Here is a 21,150-nt window from a genome sequence, read left to right as displayed (position 1 = left end):
ACCAAGGCGTGCCGACAACCGGGCGCGTCAGTTTGAGATAGGGGCCGGCATGGGCCCCTCACTCGCCTCATTGAGGTGGCGTTGCATCTCTGCGAGTGAATCCTGGGAACAAGAATCATGATGAAGATTGAACATGGCCGCATCGATGGCCTGCTGGGTGCGCCAGTCCTGGTGCGGGCACTGCCCCTGCTGGCCCTGCTATCGGGCGGTTTCTCTACCATGGCGCTGGCGGCCCAGCCCGTCCCCGCCGAACTCAAGCTCGCCATTGGCAGTGAGCCCACCGAAGGGTTTGACCCGCTGCTTGGCTGGAGCCACGGCAGCTACCTGCTGCTGCACAGTCCGCTGCTCAAGCAAAACGCCGACCTCAGCTGGCAGAATGTGCTCACCCAATCGGTGACCCCGAGCAAGGATGGCAAGGGGTGGCTTATCCGCCTCAAGCCGAACCTGACATTCTCCAACGGCGCGCCCCTCACCGCCGAAGACGTGGCCTTTACCTACAACAGCGCAGCCCAGGGTGGCGGCAAGATCGATATGGGCAACTTTGTCTCGGCCAAGGTGCTCTCGCCTACCGAGGTTGCCATCACTCTTAGCGCCCCCCAGAGCACCTTCGTCAACGTGTTGGGATCCTTGGGGATAGTGTCGAAGCGGGATTACGATCCCAAGGCTTACGCCCGCCATCCGGTCGGCGCAGGCCCTTACCGGCTGGTGAGCTTCCTACCCGGTCAACAACTGGTGGTGGAGGCCAACCCCTATTACGCCGGTGGCAACAATGACTTCAAACGGCTGGTGTTCGTCTTTATCGATGAAGAGAGCGCCTACGCCGCGGCCCAGAGTAGCCAGCTCGATGTGGTGCGCATTGCTCCGTCGCTGGCGCCTACCGTGCCTGCTTCCCTCAAACTCTGGGTGCGCCCGAGTGTGGAGAACCGCGGCATCGTCTTCCCCATCCCGCCAGCAGGCGGTAAGGATGCCAAGGGTTATCCCATCGGCAACGACGTGACCTCGGACGTGGCGGTGCGCCGTGCCATCAACTACGCCATCGACCGCAAGTTGCTGGCCGACCAGCTGCTGGAGGGGCACGCCATCCCCGCCTACAGCGTGGTAGAAGGCCTGCCCTGGCTAAACAAAGCCACCGCCTTCAAGGATGGCGACGCCGCCCACGCCAATGCCCTGCTAGACGAGGCGGGCTGGAAAATGGGCAGTGACGGCGTTCGCCACAAGGGCGACCTGCGCGCCGCCTTTACCCTCTGGTACACCAGTGGCGACAGCACCCGCCGGGATTTGGCGGAAGCGGTGCGCGCCATGCTCAAACCCATTGGCCTTGAGGTGAGCCTCAAGTCCGGCAGCTGGGAGCAGGTGGAGCGGGAGATGCACGCCAATCCGGTGCTGATGGGGTGGGGGAGTCTGGATCCCATGGAGCTCTATCACCACTACCAGAGCGGCTCCGGTGGGGTGGAGTTCTACAATCCGGGCTACTACAGCAACCCTGTGGTGGATGGCCACCTCAAGCAGGCGCTGGATGCCCCGAACTGGCAGGCGGCCGTGCCGTTCTGGCAGCAGGTGGAGTGGGATGGCAAGACCGGCGCCGGAGTGCAGGGAGATGCGGCCTGGGCCTGGCTGCTCAACGTGCAGCACACTTATCTGGCCAATCGCTGCATCGACCTTGGCAAGGGGGCGCCGGAAATCCACGGTAGCTGGTCACTGCTCAACAACCTGCAGGATTGGCGGTGGACGTGCCGTTAAGTTCGTCCACTATGATGACTGCCACTCTAAAAGCCCTGCTGCGTCTGGCAGGGCTGTTATGTCTGGTCTCGGTCGCCACCTTTGTGCTGCTGAGTTACTCCCCCATCGACCCCATCAAGGCCTATATCGGCAACGATCTGCTGCACGTGCCGCCCGAGCAGTACGCCCGCATCGCCGCCCGCTGGGGGCTGGATCAGCCGCTCTGGCTGCGCTATTGGCACTGGTTTAGCCAGGTGCTGCGGGGGGATCTCGGTTACTCCATGCTCTACAACGCACCGGTGGGGGAAGTCATAGGCCAGCGCTTTGCTGCCTCTTTCCTGCTGCTGGCGGGCGCCTGGCTGCTCTCCGGCTTTTTCGGGATTTTGCTGGGCCTCTGCGCCGGTCGCTATCTCAATCACTGGCCCGATCGCCTGATTTGCCGGTTTGCCTACCTGCTCGCCTCCCTGCCCACCTTCTGGGTCGGCCTGTTGCTGCTCGCCCTGTTTGCGGTGCACTGGCCTTGGCTTCCGGTCTGCTGCGCCTGGACGCCGGGGCTTGCTGCCGATGAGGTGGACTGGGCCATGCGGCTGCGTCATCTATTGTTGCCGGTGACTACCCTGGCGCTGCTCGGGGTGGGCAATATTGCCCTGCATACTCGGGGGCGGGTGGCCGAGGTGCTGGAGAGCGACTTTATCCGCTACGCCCGCGCTCAGGGGGATGGCGGCTGGCCCATGCTGCGTTTTCATGTGCTGCGCCACGCCCTGACCCCGGCGCTCTGCCTGCAGTTTGCCTCCCTCGGTGAGCTGATTGGTGGATCGCTCTTGGCCGAGAAGGTCTTCTCCTATCCGGGGCTCGGCCAGGCCACCGTGGATGCGGGGCTGCGGGGGGATATCCCCTTGCTGATGGGAATCGTGCTCTTCTGTACCCTGCTGGTCTTTATTGGCAACACGGTGGCCAGTTTGCTGCTGGCCCGCATCAATCGGGGCTGGGAGGGTAAGCATGCTGTTTAATCCGCTTCCCTCCATACTGCGGTTGGGTTTTGCCCTGCTCGGATTGGCGCTGCTGGCCGCCTATGGCTGGAACCTCTCTCATCAGGATGTGCCGATGGATCTGCTGGCGCGCCAGCAGCCCCCCTCGCTGGCTCACTGGTTCGGCACCGATCAGATGGGGCGGGATCTCTGGTTGCGGGCCTTTCAGGGCACCCTCACCAGTCTGGAACTTGGGCTAGGCACGGCTCTCTGCAGTGGCCTGCTGGCCATGGTGGCGGCAAGCGTGTCGCTCATTCACCCCAGATGTGATGCGGCGGTGCGAATGGTGATCGACGCCATGCTGGCGCTGCCCCATATGCTGCTGCTGATCCTGATCTGTTTTACCGTGGGGGGCGGCATGCGCGGGGTGATCCTGGCGGTGGCGCTCACCCACTGGCCCAAGCTGGCGCTCATTCTCTGCGCCGAGGCGCGGCGGATCGCCTGCAGTGACTATGTGGTGCTGGCCCGCTGTCAGGGGATGGGGGCGCTGCGTCGCTGGCGCATCCACCTGCTGCCGGGGCTGTTGCCCCAGTGGTTTATCGGCACCTTGTTGATGTTTCCCCATGCGGTGCTGCACAGCGCGGCCTTGAGCTTTCTCGGCTTTGGTCTGGCGGCCCACGAGGCCTCCCTTGGCCTGCTGCTGGCCGATGCCCTGCGTTATCTGGCCGGTGGCGGTTGGTGGCTGGCCCTCTTCCCGGGGCTGATGTTGCTGCTGTTGGTGTTGCTCTTTGATCAGGCTACCCGCGCGTTGCAACAGCTGTTGTGGCACAGGAGTGAACCATGCTGAGTTTTGATCAGGTGACCATAGAGGCGGCCCACTACTCCTGGCTGGGGCGGCGCAGCTGGCAGCCTTTGCTGACCGATATCAGCCTGCAACTGGCGCCGGGGGAGATAGTGGCGCTGGTGGGGGGGAGCGGTGAGGGCAAGAGCCTGCTGCTGCAAAGCGCCCTGACATTGTTGCCGGACAACCTGCGCATGCGCGGCTCCATCTCCCTCGATGGCTCGCCTCTGTGTGATGCCAGCCGGGCCCGTCTGCGCGGCCACACCCTCTGCTATGTGCCGCAGGGGGTGAGCGCCCTCAATCCGCTGCTGACGGTGGAGCGCCAGCTGGGCCGTGCGGCACGCCTCTGCGGCCAGAGCGGTTCTCGCGAGCGGCTCGGCCAGCAGCTGCTGCGCTACCAGCTGCCCGCGACCACCCTGGACAGATTCCCGCGCCAGCTCTCCGGCGGCATGGCCAAGCGCATTCTGGCCTGCACTGCGGCCCTCGGCGGTGCCCGCTACATTCTGGCAGACGAGATCACCGCCTGGCTCGACGAAGGACTTGCCTGCCTGCTGCTCGGCCAGTTGCGTGAATTGGCCAATCAGGGCAGCGGTATCCTCTGGGTGACCCACGATCTGGCGCTGGCGGCCCGCTTTGCCGATCGCATCGTGGCGCTGCATCAGGGGCAGGTGAGCGATACCTTGAGCTGCCACCATCTGCGCCAGGGGCAGGGGAGCGAGATGCTCCGCGCCCACTGGCAGGCGCTGCCGGAGTTCAACGCGCTCTTCTCTGTGCCGGAGGTTTCCTGATGTTTGAAGTACGAAATCTCACCATCGCTCAAGGGGAACGCCCTCTCTGGCAGGGGTTATCGCTGACGGTGAAAGCGGGCGAACGGCTCGGCATCTCTGCGCCGAGTGGCCATGGCAAGACCACCCTGGGGCGGGTATTGGCGAGTTGGCAACCGGTTGGGGCCGGCGGGCAGATCCTGCTGGATGGGCAGCCTGTGCCTGAACAGGTAAAAGGCTATAACCCCATCCAGCTGGTGCCCCAGCACCCGGAGCTCACCTTCAATCCCTATCGCACTACCGGCCAAGCGCTGTGGGATGTATGGCGCCCCGATGACACCATGCTGGCCCGCTTTATGGTCAAGCCTGAATGGCTCGGTCGTAAACCCGGCCAGCTCTCCGGTGGCGAGCTGGCCCGCATCGCGCTGCTGCGTGCCCTCGATCCCCGCACCCGGTTGCTGATTGCCGACGAGGTGACCGCCCAGCTGGATCCGCAGATTCAGCGCCAGCTCTGGCGGGAGTTGATGGTTGAATGCGAGCAGCGCGGGCTTGGCATGGTCATCTTCAGTCACCAGCAGGCATTATTGCGCCAGATCTGCCATCGGGTGCTGCGCTTTGGTGAGGAGACGGCTGAGCAGGAGGCGATGGCCCGTAGCGTGGCCTGAGGATTGGCTTCCCCCTCATCCCCAGCCCTTCTCCCGCAAGGGGAGAAGGGAGCAGACGGTGCCATTTCGCCAGGCTCGGGGTTTAGGGTTTGGAGAACCTCTGGGTTTGAAAATATGGCTGGTTGTTATGCTCGAAGCTCCCCTGAGGGGTTTGAGGGCGTCGTATAGTCGCGGCATCCACAAACCGGTTCCCTCTCCCTGGGGAGAGGGTCAGGGTGAGGGGACGCTGGCTACTCCGAACAGATAGCACGGCCGACAGGTTCATAGATAAAAGAAGAGGGAGGCATTAGCCTCCCTCTCTTGTTTTCTACCGTTATCAGCGGCGTTTAACCGGTTGATTTCAAGCACTGGCCAGCCAGTTCAGCCAGGCATCCATCCCTTCGCCTGTGGTGGCGCTGACCTGGATCACCTGGATATAGGGGTTGACCCGTTTGGCGTTCTCGATGCAGCGGGCCACGTCAAAGCTGACATAGGGCAGCAGATCGATCTTGTTGATCACCATCAGCTGGGCGGCGGCAAACATATCCGGGTATTTCAGCGGCTTCTCTTCCCCCTCGGTGACGGAGAGGATCGCCACCTTGTACTTCTCGCCGAGATCGAAGCTGGCGGGGCAGACCAGATTGCCCACGTTCTCGATAAAGAGGATGCCCCCTTGATTGGCGGGCAGCTGGTGGCAGGCGTCGTGAACCATTTTGGCGTCCAGATGGCAGCCCTTGCCGGTGTTGATCTGCACGGCAGGGACGCCGGTGGCACGAATGCGATCCGCATCTCTGCTTGTCTGCTGATCCCCTTCGATCACCGCGCAGGGGCGTTTGTCGGCCAGTTGGCGCAGGGTTTCGCACAGCAAAGTGGTTTTGCCTGAACCCGGGCTAGAGACCAGGTTAAGCACCAGCTGGTCTGCGGCAGTGAAGTGTTCGCGGTTGTGGGCCGCCAGCGCGTTGTTCTTGGCCAGCACATCCATCTCGATGGCGATCAGCTGGCGCTGCCCCATACCGGGCACCGACAATCCCGCTTCCCCTTTGCCATAGTGCAGATCACCCTGCTGATGGTGATGGTGATGGTGATGGTGATGGTGATGGTGATGGTCATGGTCATGGTCATGGCAGTGATCATGGGGATGCGTGTGGGAATGGCCGTGCTCATGAGATTGGGCATGATCATGATGATGGTCGTGGGGGTGATCATGGTGGTGCTCATGGGGGTGATCATGACCCTCGTGGCTTATGGGAGCTCGCACCCCGTGGTAGTGGTGATGGACATCCCCCTGATGGTGATAGTGGTGGTGAATGATCAGGGTGCGCGGCGCACTCTGCTCGTGGTCATGATGGTGATGGACGTCATGACCATGATGATGGTCGTGCTTATGGCCATGTTCATGGTCGTGCTCATCTTTATGGCCGGCGATCCGCGCCTGGCCGCATCCGCATACGCTACACATATCAACTTACCTCGATGTCGGTGATGCGCAGGCTATCACCCTGCGCGACGCGTAATTTGTATCCGCCACACTCGGGACAGGCCTGCCCGCGCTCGGTGAGGGTGACCGTCTTGTTGCAGTCGTAACACCAGGCCTCTGCCGCCTGGTGCTGAAAGTGAAGCTGGGCGCCTTGGGCCACGGTGCCCTTGGCGGCGGCCTCGAAACAGAAGGCAATGGTGTCCGGGTCGACGCAGGAGAAGCTGCCGACCTCGAGCCAGAGGGCGGTCACCCTGGTAAAGCCCCGCTGGGTGGCCTGTTCAGCCGCCAGATCGATGGCGGCCATGGCCAGAGACATTTCGTGCATGGTGGCTCCTTAACCGATATGGGGAGGAGCCGTGACTCCCCCCTGTAATTGACGGAACGGCATGGTTGCTCAACAGATCCGCGGCAGCAGCTCCCCTTGCGGCAGCTCCAGATAACGGCGGCTGCCCCAGGGGTTGTTGAGGATCACCTTGTGGCGATCGCTCGCCTGCACCACGCCGATTTGGCTGGCGGCGGGGTTGAATTGCCGCAAGATGCCCAGTGCGTCCTGCGCCTGTTCGGCAGGCAGGGCCAGCACCATGGTTCCCTCGTTGGCGAGATCATGGGGCTCGAAGCCGTAGAGCTCGCACAGGCCGCGCACCGGATCGCACACCGGAATGGCGGACTCCTCCAGTCCGATGGCCACCTGGGAGGCGCAACTCCACTCGTTGAGCACGGCGGCGAGGCCACCGCGGGTGGCATCGCGCAGGGCATGAGGGGTAATACCCGCTTTTAGCAGCGCTTCAACCTGCGGCCAGAGGGTGGTGCAGTCGCTCTTGAGATCGGAGCCCAGTTGCAGGGCGTCACGGGCCATCAGGATGCAGGCGCCGTGGCTGCCGATATCCCGCGACACCAGAATGGCGTCACCGGCCTTGAGGCTCCGCACCGAAATGCCCCTGCTCTGTTCAGGCAGCGGGAAGCTGCCGACCCCGCTGGTGTTGATAAAGATCTTGTCGGCCGCTCCCTTGGGCACCACCTTGGTGTCGCCGCAGACGATGCGGGCGCCGCTCTTGGCAAGCTCTGCTGCCATCGACTCGACGATTCGGGCCAGATCGGCGTAGGGGAAGCCCTCCTCGATGATAAAGCTGGCGCTCAGATACTCGGGCTTGGCACCCATCATGGCGAGATCGTTGACCGTGCCGGCGATGGCCAGCTTGCCGATATCACCCCCCTCGAAGAAGAGCGGCGAGACGGTAAAGCTGTCGGTGGTAAAGGCGACGGGGCCCTCTACCGGCAACAGGGCGGCATCTTCACCGCGCAGAAGGATCTCGTTACCAAAGTGGCGAAAGAAGAGCTGGTTGATCAGCTGATTCATCTCGACGCCACCGCCGCCGTGGCTAAGTTGGATTTCTCTCATTGTTCCTGGATCCCCATATATCGGTAGTAGGCATTACAGGCCCCTTCGGAGCTGACCATGCAGCTGCCCATGGGCTGGGTCGGGGTGCAGCCCCGGCCAAAGACCTTGCACTGGTTCGGCTTGGCCAAGCCGCGCAGGATGTCGGCGCACTGGCACGCCTTGTGGTCATCGATGGGGGTCTGATCAAGCTGGAAGTAGCGCTCCGCATCGCGGGCGGCGAAGGCATCGCGCAGGCGCAGGGCGGAGGCGTTGATATCCCCCAGACCCCGCCAGCGAAAGTGCTCGCGGGTCTCGAAAAAGCGCTCGACCAGCCGCTGGGCGGCTTTATTGCCGCTGGCGGTGACGGCGCGGCTGTACTGCACCTCCAGCGCGTAGCGACCCTCCACCTTCTGGCGCACCATCATCAAGAGCGCCTCCATCACGTCCACCGGCTCGAAACCGCTCACCACCACAGGCACCTGATAGCGATCGACGATGGGCAGGTAGATATCGGCGCCGGTGATGACGCTGACGTGAGAGGGGCCGATAAAGGCGTTCACCTTGGCAACGCCGTCGGCCATCACCGCATGAATGGCGGGCGGCACCAACACATGGTTGATATGAAACAGGAGGTTCAGGGCCCCTTGCTCTTCAGCGGCAGCCAGCAAGGCGGCCGTCATCGGGGTGGAGGTCTCAAAACCGATGGCGAAGAAGACCACGGATTTCTCAGGGTTCTCACGGGCGATACGCAGGGTATCGAGGGGGTCATAGACCGGGCGGATATCGCTCCCCTTAGCCCGCTGCTGGGCCAGCGTGCCTTTGGAACCCGGCACCCGGATCATGTCCCCCAGGGTGACCAGAATGACATTCGGTTGACTCGCCAGCTCGATGGCCTGATCGATGCGTTCTTTCGGCATGATGCAGACCGGGCAGCCGGGGCCGTGGACAAACTCGATGCTGGCCGGCAGCAGCTGGTGCAGGCCGTACTTCATGATGGTGTGGGTATGGCCGCCGCACACCTCCATCACCCGCAGCGGTTCGGGGAGTAACTTGGCCAGTTCGGTGATCTGGGCGGCAAGGGCGCGGATCACCCGGGGCTCACGAAAGCCCTGAAACAGATCATTCAAGGTCAGCATGGCAAGATATCCTGCGCAGGGATAAGGGCCACCATCTGGCGGAAGCTCTCGAGGCTGGCCTGCGCCTCCTCTTCGTCAATCTTGCTCATCACAAAGCCGATGTGGAGCAGCACATAGTCGCCCACCTGGAGAGGCTCTTCGAGCAGCATGCAGCTGACGCGCCGCTGCACCCCCAGGGTGTCGACGGTGACGCAGTTATCTTCGGGGTGCAGCTGCACCACCTGAGAGGGGATGGATAGACACATGGATTTCAGGACTCCGACAAGGTGGTACAACCGGCTGTGGCAGGCTGGTGCGTAGCAAGATGGTGGATGGCAAACCAGAGCTGACCGGCGGCGATGCCGCCGTCATTGAGCGGCAGGGTTTCGCTGGTCAATACCTGCCGGCCGGCGGCTTCGAGAGCGGGCACCAGCTGGTCCATCAGCACCCGGTTTTGAAAAACGCCCCCCCCGAGCGCCACCGGATAGCCGGGGAAGCGCTCGGCCAGGGCGATGACCAGATTGCTGATAGCGCGGATAAAACCGGCGGCCAGGCGGGCGGTGGAGGTGCCTTGGCGCCGCTCGATGACAAGGGTATGGATGAGCTCGGCCCACTCGATCTGCAGCGGCCCTTCCGCTGATTGGCTGAGATCAAAGGCAAGGGGTAAGGGCTGTTCATCGGGAGCAAGCTGCAAGGCGGCTGCCTCCAGCAGGAGTCCGGCCTCGCCTTCGTAATCGGGGGTGTCGATCACCCCCAAGAGCGCCGCCACCGCATCGAACAGTCGACCGATGGAGCTGGTATGGGGGGCGTTGCGACCCAGCTGCCAGAGCTGGTGCAGGTTGCTGATCCGCTCAAGGGGCAGTTGCTTGATCAGCGGAATATCGAGGGCGCAGATCTGCTCAGGGCTGTGCGATTCAAACAGCAGCCCCAGCAACTGGCGCACCGGCTCGCGAATGGCCGCCTCGCCGCCGACAAGCTTGAAGGGTTTGAGGTGGGCAACCCGCTCAAATCCCTGAACATCGGCCAGCAGCAGCTCGCCGCCCCAGAGGGTGCCGTCATCCCCAAGGCCTGTGCCATCGAAGGCAACCCCCAGCACCGGGCCCGTGATGTCGTGCTCGGCCATCACCCCCAGCAGGTGGGCGTGATGGTGCTGCACCTCGAGATGGGTGGCACCCTGATCCTGGCAATAGCTTTTGGCCCACTGATGGCTGAGGTAGCCCGGGTGGCGATCCGACACCAGCACTTCGGGCTTGAGATCGTAGAGATCGCGAAAGGTCGCCAGGGTCTGCTCGAAGTGCTCCTGCATCGGCAGGCTGTGCAGATCGCCGATATAGGGGCTGTAGATGCGCTGGCAGCTGAAGGCGAGCGCCAGCTGGTTCTTCTGCTGCGCGCCGACTGCCAGCACGGGGGCATTGATCGCTGTTTTCAGGCTGGGAGTACAGGGGGCGTAACCGCGGGCCAGCCGCAGGGTCTGGCGCCGCCCGCCGGCCCACTGCACCAGACTGTCGTCGCACGGGTGCAGGATGGGGCGGTTGTGATCCAGGATGCCGTCAATCTCGCCCCCGAGTTCCCTGACTACTGCCTCACAGTCGATGAGGATTGGGCTGCCGCGACCATTGGCGCTGGTGGCCACCAGCGGCATGGCGCAGGCATCCAGCAGCAGCTGATGGAGCGGGGTATAGGGGAGCATGACCCCAAGGTAGGGGATGCCGGGGGCGATCCCCTCGGCCAGCGGCGCGGTTGTCAGTTGGGATTCTGAGTGCCGATCATCGTTTTTTCGCTTGCGCAGCAGGGTAATGGGTCTGGCCTGAGAGGCGAGCAGCGTCCACTCTGCCTCGCAGCCGGTGACATGCAATTTGGCCTCGGCAAGGGAGCCCATCATCACCGCCAGTGGCTTGCGCGCGCGCCGCTTGAGTGTTCGCAATCTAGCAACACTCTGTTCATTGCGGGCATCGCATATCAGGTGATAACCCCCCATCCCCTTGACCGCGATAAGCTTGCCCGCTTGCAGGGCGCGGGCAGCTGCTTGCAGGGCATCCTCGTGCTCGGCCAGCGCCTCGCCATGGCCGCTGCGCCAGCTGAGATGGGGCCCGCACTCGGGGCAGCTCACCGGCTGGGCGTGGTAGCGTCTGTCCAGCGGGTTTTCATAGGCCGCAGCGCAGGTCGGGCACATGGCAAAGCCCGCCATGGCGGTATGGGGTCTGTCGTAGGGGAGGCGGCGGACAATGGTGTAGCGCGGGCCGCAGTGGGTGCAGTTGGTAAAGGGGTAGCGATGGTGGCGATCCGAAGGGTTGGCCACATCCGTGGCACACGCCTCGCACATCCCCTGATCCGGCGAGATGGCCACTGTAGCTGCGCTCTGCTGCTGGCTCGCTTTAATTCGAAACTGGCCATGAAATTGGCCATCGAAGTCGGGATCCTGATCTCGGGGCAGTTCCCGCTCGCTGAAATGATCTATACGGCTCAGCGGCGGCGCCAAGTCGCGCAGTTCGCGGGCAAAGCTGGCGAGCTGCTCAGGGGAGCCTTCGGCGCCGATTGTGACTCCATTGGCATCGTTCAAGACATAACCGGCAAGGCCGTGGCGCAGTGCCAGCCCATAGACGAAGGGGCGAAAGCCGACCCCCTGCACGATACCGTCTATATGAAATTCCCGGCGTAGTCGAAGGCGTGTCGACGTGGTCATGGCGCCATCCAAAGAGGGGCCAGCGCCCCTCCCTGATAAACGGGGGGCAGGGAACCCTCCCTCATGACAGGGGGGCTGGGGAGGGCCGACAGGGGCGGCCATCCGGCGATCATCCTGGGGGATGTCATGCGATATCGAACTCCCATCTGCAGGCCTGCCACCACGGCATGGGCCATCGGGTGCAACGAACGGGGGGCAACGGGCTGCGTCGCGATAGAAGGGGCGTAGCCTGGGCAGGGGAGGGAAGCGGGCCTCTCATCCTGCCGCGGGGGCCAAGTTTACCGGGGCCCTGTCCCCCAATACCTTGATCTCGCCCCTGTTTGAGTGCCAGATGCGGCGCTTCTTTGCGATCCTGTGAGCCTGCTCCGCCAGCGATCGGCGTGTGAGAACTGGCGGCGCCGCGCCCCCGGGGCGCTGAACCGGCCCCTGAAGGGGGCAAATCGAGGATGGCGGGGCCAACACGCAGGTTTTTTTGTTTGGTTTTATTTAACGATTGCGGACAATCGAGTAGAAAAATTGAACACCTTGGGGGCTGTTTTACCCCTTGCGGGGGCTGGCGGGGTCTGCCGGCCCTGAAAAACGGAGGTCAGCCCGGTTTCCCGGTGCGTCTCGGCGGCGAGGCGCCAGCGGGCGGGATCTGCCATTGGCGGCCCTGGGCTGGTATAGTCCTGCGCCAACAAAAGAGGTTGGAGAGACGGCTTGCCGATGCCCCTGGGGGCGGCGGCTCTCTTCGCGGCATCAAAGGATATCCCCATGAAATTCAGTCCCCTGCTCGATGAGATGATGAAGGCGCTGCAGGTCTTGCCGGGCGTGGGCCCCAAGTCCGCCCAGCGCATGGCGTTCACCCTGCTGGAGCGCGAGCGCAGCGGCGGTCTGCGTCTGGCCTCCCTGCTCAACCGGGCGCTCACCGAAATCGGTCATTGCAGCCACTGCCGCACCTTTACCGAGAACGATCGCTGCGAGATCTGCGCCAATCCCAAGCGCGAGGAGAACGGCTTGCTCTGCGTGGTGGAGAGCCCGGCGGACGTGGCCGCCATCGAGCAGACCGGCCAGTTCTCCGGCCGTTACTTCGTGCTGATGGGCCACCTGTCGCCCCTTGACGGCATCGGCCCCGAGGAGCTGGGGCTCGATATCCTGGAGCGCCGCCTGCAAGAGGAGCAGATCAAGGAGCTGATCCTCGCCACCAACCCCACCATAGAGGGGGATGCCACCGCCTGGTACATCGCCGACATGGCCCGCACCGCCGGGGTGGAGGTGAGCCGCATCGCCCACGGTGTGCCGGTGGGCGGGGAGCTGGAGCTGGTGGATGGCACCACGCTCTCCCACTCCCTGATGGGGCGCCAGCGTCTGAGCTAAAGAGGCCACGGACCCCACCCCGGCCCTCCCCTTGGCAGGGGAGGGCGCAATGGATCTTGCCTCACTCCTCTCTTTAGCAGGGGAGAAAGCAACGAACCCCACCCCGGCCCTCCCCTTGGCAGGGGAGGGAGCAATGGATCTTGCCTCACTCCTCTCTTTGGCAGGGGAGAAAGCAACGAACCCCACCCCGGCCCTCCCCTTGATAGGGGAGGGAGCAATGGATCTTGCCCCACTCCTCCCTTTGGCAGGGGAGAGCAAGGCTGACCCCGCTATTGGCTCCACGCTCGATCCCAATCTGACCCTCCTCGCCAGACAGGGGACGACGGTGCACCTCCCCCTTGTGAAGGGGGAGGCCGGGAGGGGGTTGCCTGTGTGGGCCAAGCGAGGGGCCGGTGTGCAAATTTGCTCTCAAGTTTGCACGCAAGCCCCTTGATATTTGAAAGGCCAACCCCATCTAGTTTGGGAATCTGTTCAACCCGACGTTTTGAGGACTGGTCGATGACCCAAAGTGTTCACGCCGAAACCCACGGCTTTCAGACTGAAGTCAAACAACTGCTGAGCCTGATGGCTCACAGCCTCTACTCCAACAAAGAAGTATTCCTGCGCGAGCTGATTTCCAACGCCTCCGATGCGGCGGACAAGCTGCGCTTCAAGGCGCTTTCCGATGCCTCTTTGTTCGAAAACGACGGCCAGTTGCGCGTGCGCCTGGTGGTGGACAAAGAGAACAAGACCCTGACCATTTCGGACAACGGCATCGGCATGACCCGTGACCAGGTGATCGAGCACCTGGGCACCATCGCCAAGTCCGGCACCGCCGAGTTCTTCAAGCACCTCTCCGGTGACCAGGGCAAGGATTCCCAGCTGATCGGCCAGTTCGGGGTGGGCTTCTACTCCGCCTTCATCGTGGCCGACAAGGTGACCGTGGTCTCCCGCGCCGCCGGTACCGCGCCGGAGCAGGGCGTGCAGTGGGAATCACAAGGGGAAGGCTCCTTCACCGTGGCTGACGTGACCAAAGCCGGTCGCGGCACCGACGTCATCCTGCACCTGCGCAGCGATGAAGAGGAGTTCCTGGACGACTGGCGCCTGCGCTCCGTGGTCAGCAAATATTCCGACCACATCAGCGTGCCGGTAGAGATGTTCAAGGAGGGCACGCCGGATCGGGAAGAAGACGGTGAAACCATCGTCGGCACCCCGGGGGAGTGGGAGCAGGTCAACCGCGCCACTGCGCTCTGGACCCGCAACCCGAAGGACATCAAGGACGAGGAGTACCAAGAGTTCTACAAGCACGTCGCCCACGACTTCGAAGATCCGCTCCTGTGGGGTCACAACCGGGTGGAAGGGGCCCAGGAGTACACCAGCCTGCTCTACATCCCGGCCCGTGCGCCGTTCGATCTCTACAACCGCGAACAGAAGCACGGTCTGAAACTCTATGTGCAGCGCGTCTTCATCATGGACGATGCCGAGCAGTTCATGCCGACCTACCTGCGCTTCGTGAAAGGGGTGCTGGACTCCAATGATCTGCCGCTCAACGTCAGCCGTGAAATCCTGCAGGACAACAAGGTGACCGCCTCCCTGCGCAAGGCCTGCTCCAAGCGCGTGCTCACCATGCTCAACAAGCTGGCGAAAGAGGATGGCGAGAAGTACGCCAAGTTCTGGAGCGAGTTCGGCAATGTGCTCAAAGAGGGTCCGGCCGAGGATTACGCCAACCGGGAAGAGATCGCGAAGCTCTTGCGCTTTGCCAGCACCGCCGGCGAGGGCGAAGCCCAGACCGTCTCTCTCGAGGATTACGTTGGCCGCATGAAGGAAGGTCAGCAGAAGATTTACTACATCACCGCCGACTCTTATGCCGCTGCCAAGAACAGCCCGCACCTCGAGATCTTCCGCAAGAAGGGCGTCGAAGTGCTGCTGATGTGGGAGCGGGTGGACGAGTGGCTGATGAGCCACCTGACCGAGTTCGACGGCAAGCAGCTGGTCTCCGTCACCCGTGGCGAACTGGATCTCGGGGATCTGGAAGACGACGCCTCCAAGCAGGCGCAGGAAGAGGCCGAAAAAGCCAACGCCGGTCTGGTGGAGCGGGTCAAGAAGAGCCTCGGGGAGGCGGTGAAAGAGGTGCGCGTCACCCACCGTCTGACCGACTCGCCGTCCTGCATCGTCACCGACGCCCACGGCATGAGCACCCAGATGATCAAGCTGATGCGCGCCGCCGGTCAGCCGGTGCCGGAGCAGAAGTACATCCTGGAGCTCAACCCCGACCATGCCCTGGTGAAGAAGCTCGGCACCATCGAGGATGAGAGCCTGTTTGGCGAGTGGGTCTCCCTCCTGCACGAGCAGGCCCAGCTGGCGGAGCAGGGTGGCCTCAATGATCCGGCGAGCTTCGTCTCCCGTATCAACCGTCTGCTACTCCAGGCGTGATGTGATTGTGATTGGCCCACTGCATGACAGTGGGCTTTTTTTTGGCCGTTCCCCTCTGGTGCGCTGCTGCATTTTCAATCATTTTTCGTGGTCGTCGTCTGCGTCTTTGGTCGCAGAGACGGGGCGGGAGTGTGGTGATAATCTGGCCACTCACACGGGGCGAGCTTGTTAATACGGGCGAAAACGTGTAGTTTTTTGCCTTCTCAAGAATTGAATAACCAATCAACTAGGAGCGTGTATGCGCATTGTTCTGTTGGGAGCTCCGGGCGCCGGCAAGGGTACCCAGGCTCAGTTCATCATGGAAAAACACGGTATTCCGCAGATCTCCACCGGCGACATGCTGCGTGCGGCGATCAAGGCGGGTACCGAGCTGGGCCTCAAGGCCAAAGCCGTGATGGACGCAGGTCAGCTCGTCTCCGACGACATCATCATCGGCCTGGTCAAAGAACGCATCGCGCAACCGGATTGCGCCAACGGCTTCCTGCTGGACGGCTTCCCCCGCACCATTCCCCAGGCGCAAGCCATGAAGGATGCCGGTGTGACCGTGGACTTCGTGCTGGAATTCGACGTGCCGGACGAAGAGATTGTCAAGCGCATGAGCGGCCGCCGCGTGCACTCCGGCTCCGGCCGTACCTACCACGTGGTGTTCAACCCGCCGAAAGTGGAAGGCAAGGATGACGTGACCGGTGAAGATCTGGTGATTCGTGCCGACGACGAAGAGACCACAGTGCGCAAGCGTCTGGATGTCTACCATCAGCAGACCGCGCCGCTCATCGGTTTCTACGGCAAGGAAGCGGAAGCGGGCAACACCCGTTACGTCAAGATCGACGGCACCCAGCCGGTGGATCTGGTCAGCCAGCAACTGGCCGCCATTCTCGGTTAAGCCATTCAGGGCCGGCAGGACGCAGCCGTTCGCCGGCTGGCTACGAGGGTGAGAAAAGGGTCCATACCGGGCCCTTTCTTGCATTCCATTCCCATGACACAGAACGACAGGATGCTAACGTGACCACGAAAACCGGGATCTTGCTGGTCAATCTGGGTACCCCGGCCGCGCCGACCACGGCGGCGGTCAAGGCATTTCTCAGCCAGTTTCTGCACGATCAGCGGGTCGTCGACCTGCCGCGCTACCTCTGGTGCCCCCTGCTTCACTTCATCATCCTGCCGACCCGCTCCCCCAAGGTGGCCAAGCTCTATCAGCAGGTGTGGACCGAGCAGGGTTCCCCCCTGATGGTCATCAGCCAGCAGCAGCGCGCGGCCCTGGAGCACGAGCTCAAGCGGGAAGGGGTCGAGGTGCCGGTGGCGCTCGCCATGACCTATGGCGCCCCGTCGCTGGCCGATGGCTGGCAGGCCCTCAAGGCCCAGGGGGTCAACCGGGTGATCCTGCTGCCGCTCTATCCCCAGTATTCGGTCAGCACCACCGCCTCGGTGTTCGACGCCTGGGCCAGGGCGATGAAAACCGAGCGCAATCTGCCGGTGGTGCGGCTCATCCGCGATTACCATGCCCACCCGGAGTACATCCAGGCGCTGGCCATGAGCGTGCGTCGCCACTGGGAGCAGCACGGCCAGGGGGAGCATCTGCTGATGTCCTTCCACGGCATTCCCGAGCGCTACGAGCGGGAAGGGGATCCTTATGGTCATCAATGCAGGCGCACCGCCGCCCTGCTGGCGGAGGCGCTGGGGCTGGCCCCGGAGCAGTGGACCGCGAGCTTCCAGTCCCGCTTTGGCAAGGAGGAGTGGCTCAAGCCCTACACGGACCTGACCGTGGGCGAATTGCCCTCTCGCGGCGTCAAGCGGCTCGATGTGATCTGCCCGGCCTTCTCGGCGGATTGCCTCGAGACCCTGGAGGAGATCCAGGTGCAGAACCGGGAGATCTTCATGGCCGCCGGTGGCGAGCAGTTTGAATACATCCCGGCCCTCAACAGCGATCAGGCCCATATCCGCATGATGGTTTCCCTCATCTGTCGCGAGCTGGCATGATGGCCGTTCTCATCCGGTGCCCGACGTGGCGGACGTTCGGATTCAACGATAAAGGAGTGTCCTGATGATGCATATCACGCTGATTTACGCCGGCCTGCTCGGGCTCTTGTTCCTGCTGCTCTCCTTCTGGGTGGTCAAGCGCCGCGCCCAGTTCAGGGTGATGATAGGGGAGGGGGAAGCCCCCGAGATGCTGGCCGCGATCCGCGCCCACGGCAACTTTGCCGAGTACGTGCCCCTCACTCTGCTGCTGATGGCCCTGTGCGAACTGGTGGAGGTCGGGTCGCTCTGGCTGCACCTGGGCGGTGTGCTGCTGCTGGTGGGTCGCATCCTGCATGCCATCGGCATCCAGATCCCCCGGGCTCCCAACATGCCGCGCCTCTTCGGCACCCTCTTCTTCTGGCTGTCGCTGGGGATGTTTTCGGTGCTGGCCCTGGTGCAGGGGCTCTCGGCAAGCTGAATGTCATCCCGCAACACCACCCCGCCACGGGGTGGTTTTTTGTGGTAGCCAAGTCAAACGTTTTCCTCGCAAACCCTTGTCTATACTGACCTCAAAATTCAATCGTGCGACTTTTCGGCGTGGTGGATTGTGTTAAAATCCCGCCCCTCTTTTCCCCAGAGCACAGAAGATTGCCATGAAATTTCCCGGTCAGCGCAAGTCCAAACACTACTTCCCGGTCGACAGACGTGATCCCCTGATCCCGCAGAACTCCCAGCTCACTGAACTGGGCAAGGCCTATGTAGTGGGCATCGATCAGACTCTGGTGGATATCGAAGCCCATGTGGACGAAGACTTCCTGAACCGGTACGGCCTGAGCAAGGGCCACTCCATGCTCATCTCCGACGAGGTGGCGGAGCTGGTCTACGACGAGCTCAAGGCCAACAACATGGTGGTGAGCGAATTTGCCGGCGGCACCATCGGTAACACCATGCACAACTACTCCGTGCTGGCGGACTCCCACTCCATCCTGCTTGGCGTCATGAGCCAGGACATCCGCATCGGCAGCTATGCCTACCGCTATCTGTGCAACACCTCCTCCCGGGTCAACCTCGACTACCTGCAGCCGGTGGACGGCCCGGTCGGGCGCTGTTTCACCTTCATCACCGAAGAGGGAGAGCGCAGCTTTGGCATCAACGCCGGCAAGATGGATCACCTGGATGTGGACCACATCCCCGAGACCATCATCAAGGAGGCCTCGGCCCTGGTGATCACCGCCTACCTGGTGCGCGGCGCCGACGGCACCCCCATGAAGGAGGCCGCCATGGCCGCGGTGCGCTATGCCCGCGAGGCCGGGGTGCCCGTGGTGCTGACTCTGGGCACCCGCTTCGTCATCGACGAGAATCCCCAGTGGTGGCGCGATTTCATCAGCGAGAACGTGACCGTGCTCGCCATGAACGAGGACGAGGCGGAGGCCCTGACCGGGATAAAGGATCCCCTCGGCGCGGCTGACAAGGCGCTGGACTGGGCGGACATGGTGCTCTGCACCGCCGGCCCCATCGGCCTCTACATGGCGAGCTACACCGACGAGGACTACAAGCGCGAGACCACCCACACCCTGCTGCCCGGCGTCATCCCCGAGTTCAACATGTACGAGTTCAGCCGCCCCATGGCCCGGGACAAGTGCCGCAAGCCTGCGCGTATCTACTCCCACATCTCCCCCTACATGGGCGGCCCGGAGAAGATCAAGAACACCAACGGGGCAGGGGACGGGGCGCTGTCCGCCGTGCTGCACGACATGGTGGCGAACGCCTATCACCGCATGAACGTGCCGAACTCCGCTAAGCATCTCTCGGAATTCCTGACCTACTCCTCTCTGGCCCAGGTGTGCAAGTACGCCAACCGGGTGAGCTACGAGGTGCTGGCCCAGAGCAGCCCGCGCCTCTCCCGCGGGTTGCCGGAGAAGGAAGACAGCCTGGAAGAGGTGTACTGGGAGCGGTGATACCTCTTCCTGTCGACCACAAGAAAGGGTGCCACTGGGCACCCTTTCTTGTTTTTGGGGCTGGATCATGTTTTTGGCATCGCTTTTGCTGACATCGTGGACAGCCCGCGTCGCGGCGGCATACCTTGTGTTAAGGATATGTAGCTGCTGCGGGGCGAGGGTATGTTGAGACAATGGAGTATCGGTCGGCGTCTGTCGCTGGTGACCCTGATGGTGCTGGCGCTGCTGGGACTGCTGCTGTTCTTCTGCCTGCAGATCTATCAGCAGGGGCTGATGGGTGAGAAGAGCCGCCAGACCCAGGCCCAGGTGGAGACCGCCTACAGCCTGGTGGCGGGGCTGGAAGCCAGGGTGCGCAAGGGGGAGCTGGACGAGGCGAGCGCCAAGGCCGAGGCGCTGGCGCTGATCAAGGGGTTGCGTTACGGCAACGATGACTACTTCTGGATCAACGACAGCCACCCCACCATGGTGATGCACCCCATGAAACCCGAGCTGGACGGCAAGGATCTCTCCGGGGTGGAGGACAAGCAGGGGCTCAGGCTGTTCGTCGCCTTCGCCGATCTGGCCCGGGCCCAGGGCGCGGGGGAGGTGGCCTACTACTGGCCCAAGCCGGGGGTGGACGAACCGGTACGCAAGATCTCCTACATCAAGCGCTTCGCCCCCTGGGACTGGATCATCGGCACCGGCGTCTATGTGGACGACGTCGAGGCCCAGTACCGGGAGGTGCTGCACACCCTGCTGGGGATCGGGCTGGTGCTGGCCCTCCTGCTGTTTGCCGTGGTTGGCCTCATTGTGCGCAGCATCGTCGTGCCCCTCTCCCGCTCGGTCTCGGCCCTTGGCAACATCGCCAGGGGGGAGGGGGATCTGCGGGTACGTCTGCCGGAGTCGGGGCGTGACGAGCTGAGCCAGCTCAGCATCAACTTCAACCTCTTCGCCAGCCAGATGGCGCAGCTGGTGGCCCGCAGCCAGCAGATAGCGGATCAAAACCGGGTGCATGCCCACCAGCTGGCCGAGGTGGTGGAGCGTACCGGCGCCATCGTCACCGGCCAGGAGCAGGATACCCTGCGGGTGGCCAGCGCCATGGAGCAGATGACGGTGAGCAGCCGCGAAGTGGGCCAGCACGCGGCCCAGGCCGCCGACGCGGCGGATTCGGCCCTCAATCTGGCCCAGCATGGCCGCGAGGTGGTGGTCCAGACCCGGGAGTCCATCAGCCAGTTGGCGGACGAGATGGTGGAGACGGTACAGGCGGTGAGCCGCCTCGAGCAGGAGACTCAGCAGATTGGCTCCGTGCTCGACGTCATTCGCGGGGTGGCGGAGCAGACCAACCTGCTGGCCCTCAACGCCGCCATTGAAGCGGCACGGGCCGGGGAGCAGGGGCGCGGCTTTGCGGTGGTCGCCGATGAGGTGCGTACCCTGGCGACCCGCACCCACAGCTCCACCGACGAGATCCGGCAGATGATCCAGCGGCTGCAGGAGGGGGCCGGCAAGGTGGTCAGCGGCATCAGCCAGTTGCAGCAGCTCTCCCGCGCGACGGCGGACAGGGCCGGCGATGCGGATGTCGCCATCAATGCCATCGATGGATCCGTCCACACCATTACTGCCATGAATGGGCAGATTGCCACGGCGGCGGCGGAGCAGAGCCGGGCGGCGGAGGAGATCAACCAGCGGCTGGTGGCCATCACCCAGCTGGCGGCGGATGCCCTGGCCCAGAACCGGCTGACCGAGCAGGCATCCGGGCAACTGGCGCTGGCCTGCGACGAGCTGGGGGCCCTGGTGGCGAAATATCGCATCTGACGGCCTTTATCCCCGCTTTTTCGGGATAAGGCTTGAGTCTGGGGGGCTTTTGGGACACCATCTGCCCCATTCTCGGCCAGCCCTGGCC

Annotated in this window: 19 protein-coding genes; 13 read left to right on the top strand and 6 right to left on the bottom strand. The window is 63.2% G+C overall.

Going from position 1 to position 21,150, the window contains the following annotated elements; genetic code table 11:
* Nucleotides 1-120 precede the first annotated feature (120 nt).
* Genes I6L36_RS03840 through I6L36_RS03820 form a run of 5 tightly spaced genes read left to right on the top strand, consistent with a single transcriptional unit; the run spans nucleotide 121 to nucleotide 4,957 of the window.
* Complete coding sequence (locus I6L36_RS03840) at nucleotides 121-1,740, top strand: ABC transporter substrate-binding protein (RefSeq protein ID WP_201920259.1); 1,620 nt, start codon at nucleotides 121-123, stop codon at nucleotides 1,738-1,740.
* An 11-nt stretch (nucleotides 1,741-1,751) separates the two neighbouring features.
* Nucleotides 1,752-2,729: an ABC transporter permease gene (locus I6L36_RS03835; RefSeq protein ID WP_162540612.1), complete on the top strand. Its 978-nt coding sequence runs from the start codon at nucleotides 1,752-1,754 to the stop codon at nucleotides 2,727-2,729.
* Nucleotides 2,719-3,534: an ABC transporter permease gene (locus I6L36_RS03830; RefSeq protein WP_109112794.1), complete on the top strand. Its 816-nt coding sequence runs from the start codon at nucleotides 2,719-2,721 to the stop codon at nucleotides 3,532-3,534. The genes I6L36_RS03835 and I6L36_RS03830 overlap by 11 nt, the downstream gene beginning before the upstream one ends.
* Nucleotides 3,528-4,316, top strand: coding sequence for an ATP-binding cassette domain-containing protein (locus tag I6L36_RS03825; protein WP_109112793.1), 789 nt, complete (start codon nucleotides 3,528-3,530; stop codon nucleotides 4,314-4,316). Before I6L36_RS03830 ends, I6L36_RS03825 begins: the two co-directional genes overlap by 7 nt.
* Nucleotides 4,316-4,957: an ATP-binding cassette domain-containing protein gene (locus tag I6L36_RS03820; protein WP_109112792.1), complete on the top strand. Its 642-nt coding sequence runs from the start codon at nucleotides 4,316-4,318 to the stop codon at nucleotides 4,955-4,957. The genes I6L36_RS03825 and I6L36_RS03820 overlap by 1 nt, the downstream gene beginning before the upstream one ends.
* A gap of 340 nt (nucleotides 4,958-5,297) precedes the next feature.
* Here I6L36_RS03820 and hypB read toward each other — a convergent pair whose 3' ends face one another.
* Nucleotides 5,298-6,182 carry a hydrogenase nickel incorporation protein HypB gene (gene hypB, locus I6L36_RS03815; RefSeq protein ID WP_254052410.1) on the bottom strand — a complete coding sequence of 295 codons (885 nt, stop codon included), beginning with the start codon at nucleotides 6,180-6,182 and terminating at the stop codon, nucleotides 5,298-5,300.
* Here hypB and I6L36_RS21875 point away from each other — a divergent pair.
* Nucleotides 6,069-6,419, top strand: coding sequence for a hypothetical protein (locus I6L36_RS21875; protein ID WP_254052409.1), 351 nt, complete (start codon nucleotides 6,069-6,071; stop codon nucleotides 6,417-6,419). The genes hypB and I6L36_RS21875 overlap by 114 nt on opposite strands.
* Here I6L36_RS21875 and hypA read toward each other — a convergent pair.
* The 5 genes from hypA to hypF all read right to left on the bottom strand — a co-directional run bounded on the left by hypA (nucleotide 6,397) and on the right by hypF (nucleotide 11,589).
* Nucleotides 6,397-6,738, bottom strand: a complete 342-nt coding sequence (gene hypA / locus I6L36_RS03810; protein WP_109112790.1) for a hydrogenase maturation nickel metallochaperone HypA — start codon at nucleotides 6,736-6,738, stop codon at nucleotides 6,397-6,399. The two genes, I6L36_RS21875 and hypA, sit on opposite strands and share 23 nt — an antisense overlap.
* A 69-nt stretch (nucleotides 6,739-6,807) precedes the next feature.
* Nucleotides 6,808-7,812: a hydrogenase expression/formation protein HypE gene (gene hypE, locus I6L36_RS03805; RefSeq protein WP_109112789.1), complete on the bottom strand. Its 1,005-nt coding sequence runs from the start codon at nucleotides 7,810-7,812 to the stop codon at nucleotides 6,808-6,810.
* Nucleotides 7,809-8,927 (bottom strand): hydrogenase formation protein HypD, encoded by a 1,119-nt coding sequence (hypD, locus tag I6L36_RS03800; RefSeq protein WP_109112788.1) that lies wholly within the window; start codon nucleotides 8,925-8,927, stop codon nucleotides 7,809-7,811. The genes hypE and hypD overlap by 4 nt, the downstream gene beginning before the upstream one ends.
* The gene (locus I6L36_RS03795) at nucleotides 8,921-9,172 is read right to left on the bottom strand and encodes a HypC/HybG/HupF family hydrogenase formation chaperone (RefSeq protein ID WP_042648489.1); all 252 of its coding nucleotides are present in this window, start codon (nucleotides 9,170-9,172) and stop codon (nucleotides 8,921-8,923) included. Before I6L36_RS03795 ends, hypD begins: the two co-directional genes overlap by 7 nt.
* A gap of 5 nt (nucleotides 9,173-9,177) precedes the next feature.
* On the bottom strand, nucleotides 9,178-11,589 hold the full coding sequence (gene hypF, locus I6L36_RS03790; RefSeq protein ID WP_109112787.1) for a carbamoyltransferase HypF: 2,412 nt from the start codon (nucleotides 11,587-11,589) through the stop codon (nucleotides 9,178-9,180).
* A gap of 753 nt (nucleotides 11,590-12,342) precedes the next feature.
* On the opposite strand from hypF, the gene recR reads away from it, so the two are divergent.
* The 7 genes from recR to I6L36_RS03755 all read left to right on the top strand — a co-directional run bounded on the left by recR (nucleotide 12,343) and on the right by I6L36_RS03755 (nucleotide 21,062).
* On the top strand, nucleotides 12,343-12,945 hold the full coding sequence (gene recR / locus I6L36_RS03785; protein WP_010674419.1) for a recombination mediator RecR: 603 nt from the start codon (nucleotides 12,343-12,345) through the stop codon (nucleotides 12,943-12,945).
* Between the two features lie 498 nt (nucleotides 12,946-13,443).
* Nucleotides 13,444-15,357 carry a molecular chaperone HtpG gene (htpG, locus tag I6L36_RS03780; protein WP_039038912.1) on the top strand — a complete coding sequence of 638 codons (1,914 nt, stop codon included), beginning with the start codon at nucleotides 13,444-13,446 and terminating at the stop codon, nucleotides 15,355-15,357.
* A gap of 238 nt (nucleotides 15,358-15,595) precedes the next feature.
* Entirely contained in the window at nucleotides 15,596-16,240 is a 645-nt protein-coding gene (gene adk / locus I6L36_RS03775) for an adenylate kinase (protein WP_010674422.1), read from the top strand.
* Nucleotides 16,241-16,359: 119 nt separating this feature from the next.
* On the top strand, nucleotides 16,360-17,334 hold the full coding sequence (hemH, locus tag I6L36_RS03770; protein ID WP_042017278.1) for a ferrochelatase: 975 nt from the start codon (nucleotides 16,360-16,362) through the stop codon (nucleotides 17,332-17,334).
* 64 nt (nucleotides 17,335-17,398) lie between these two features.
* A complete protein-coding gene (locus tag I6L36_RS03765) occupies nucleotides 17,399-17,791 on the top strand; it encodes an MAPEG family protein (protein WP_109112961.1) in 393 nt (130 codons plus the stop codon).
* Nucleotides 17,792-17,966: 175 nt separating this feature from the next.
* On the top strand, nucleotides 17,967-19,271 hold the full coding sequence (locus I6L36_RS03760; RefSeq protein WP_109112960.1) for an inosine/guanosine kinase: 1,305 nt from the start codon (nucleotides 17,967-17,969) through the stop codon (nucleotides 19,269-19,271).
* A 162-nt stretch (nucleotides 19,272-19,433) separates the two neighbouring features.
* Nucleotides 19,434-21,062, top strand: a complete 1,629-nt coding sequence (locus I6L36_RS03755) for a methyl-accepting chemotaxis protein (RefSeq protein WP_039038910.1) — start codon at nucleotides 19,434-19,436, stop codon at nucleotides 21,060-21,062.
* The last annotated feature ends 88 nt before the right edge of the window (nucleotides 21,063-21,150 follow it).

The sequence above is a fragment of the Aeromonas sp. FDAARGOS 1406 genome, assembly GCF_019048565.1.
GTDB lineage: Bacteria > Pseudomonadota > Gammaproteobacteria > Enterobacterales > Aeromonadaceae > Aeromonas > Aeromonas caviae.
The sequence above is the reverse complement of the archived record's forward strand: the minus strand, read 5'-3'. Positions and strand labels throughout refer to the sequence as shown.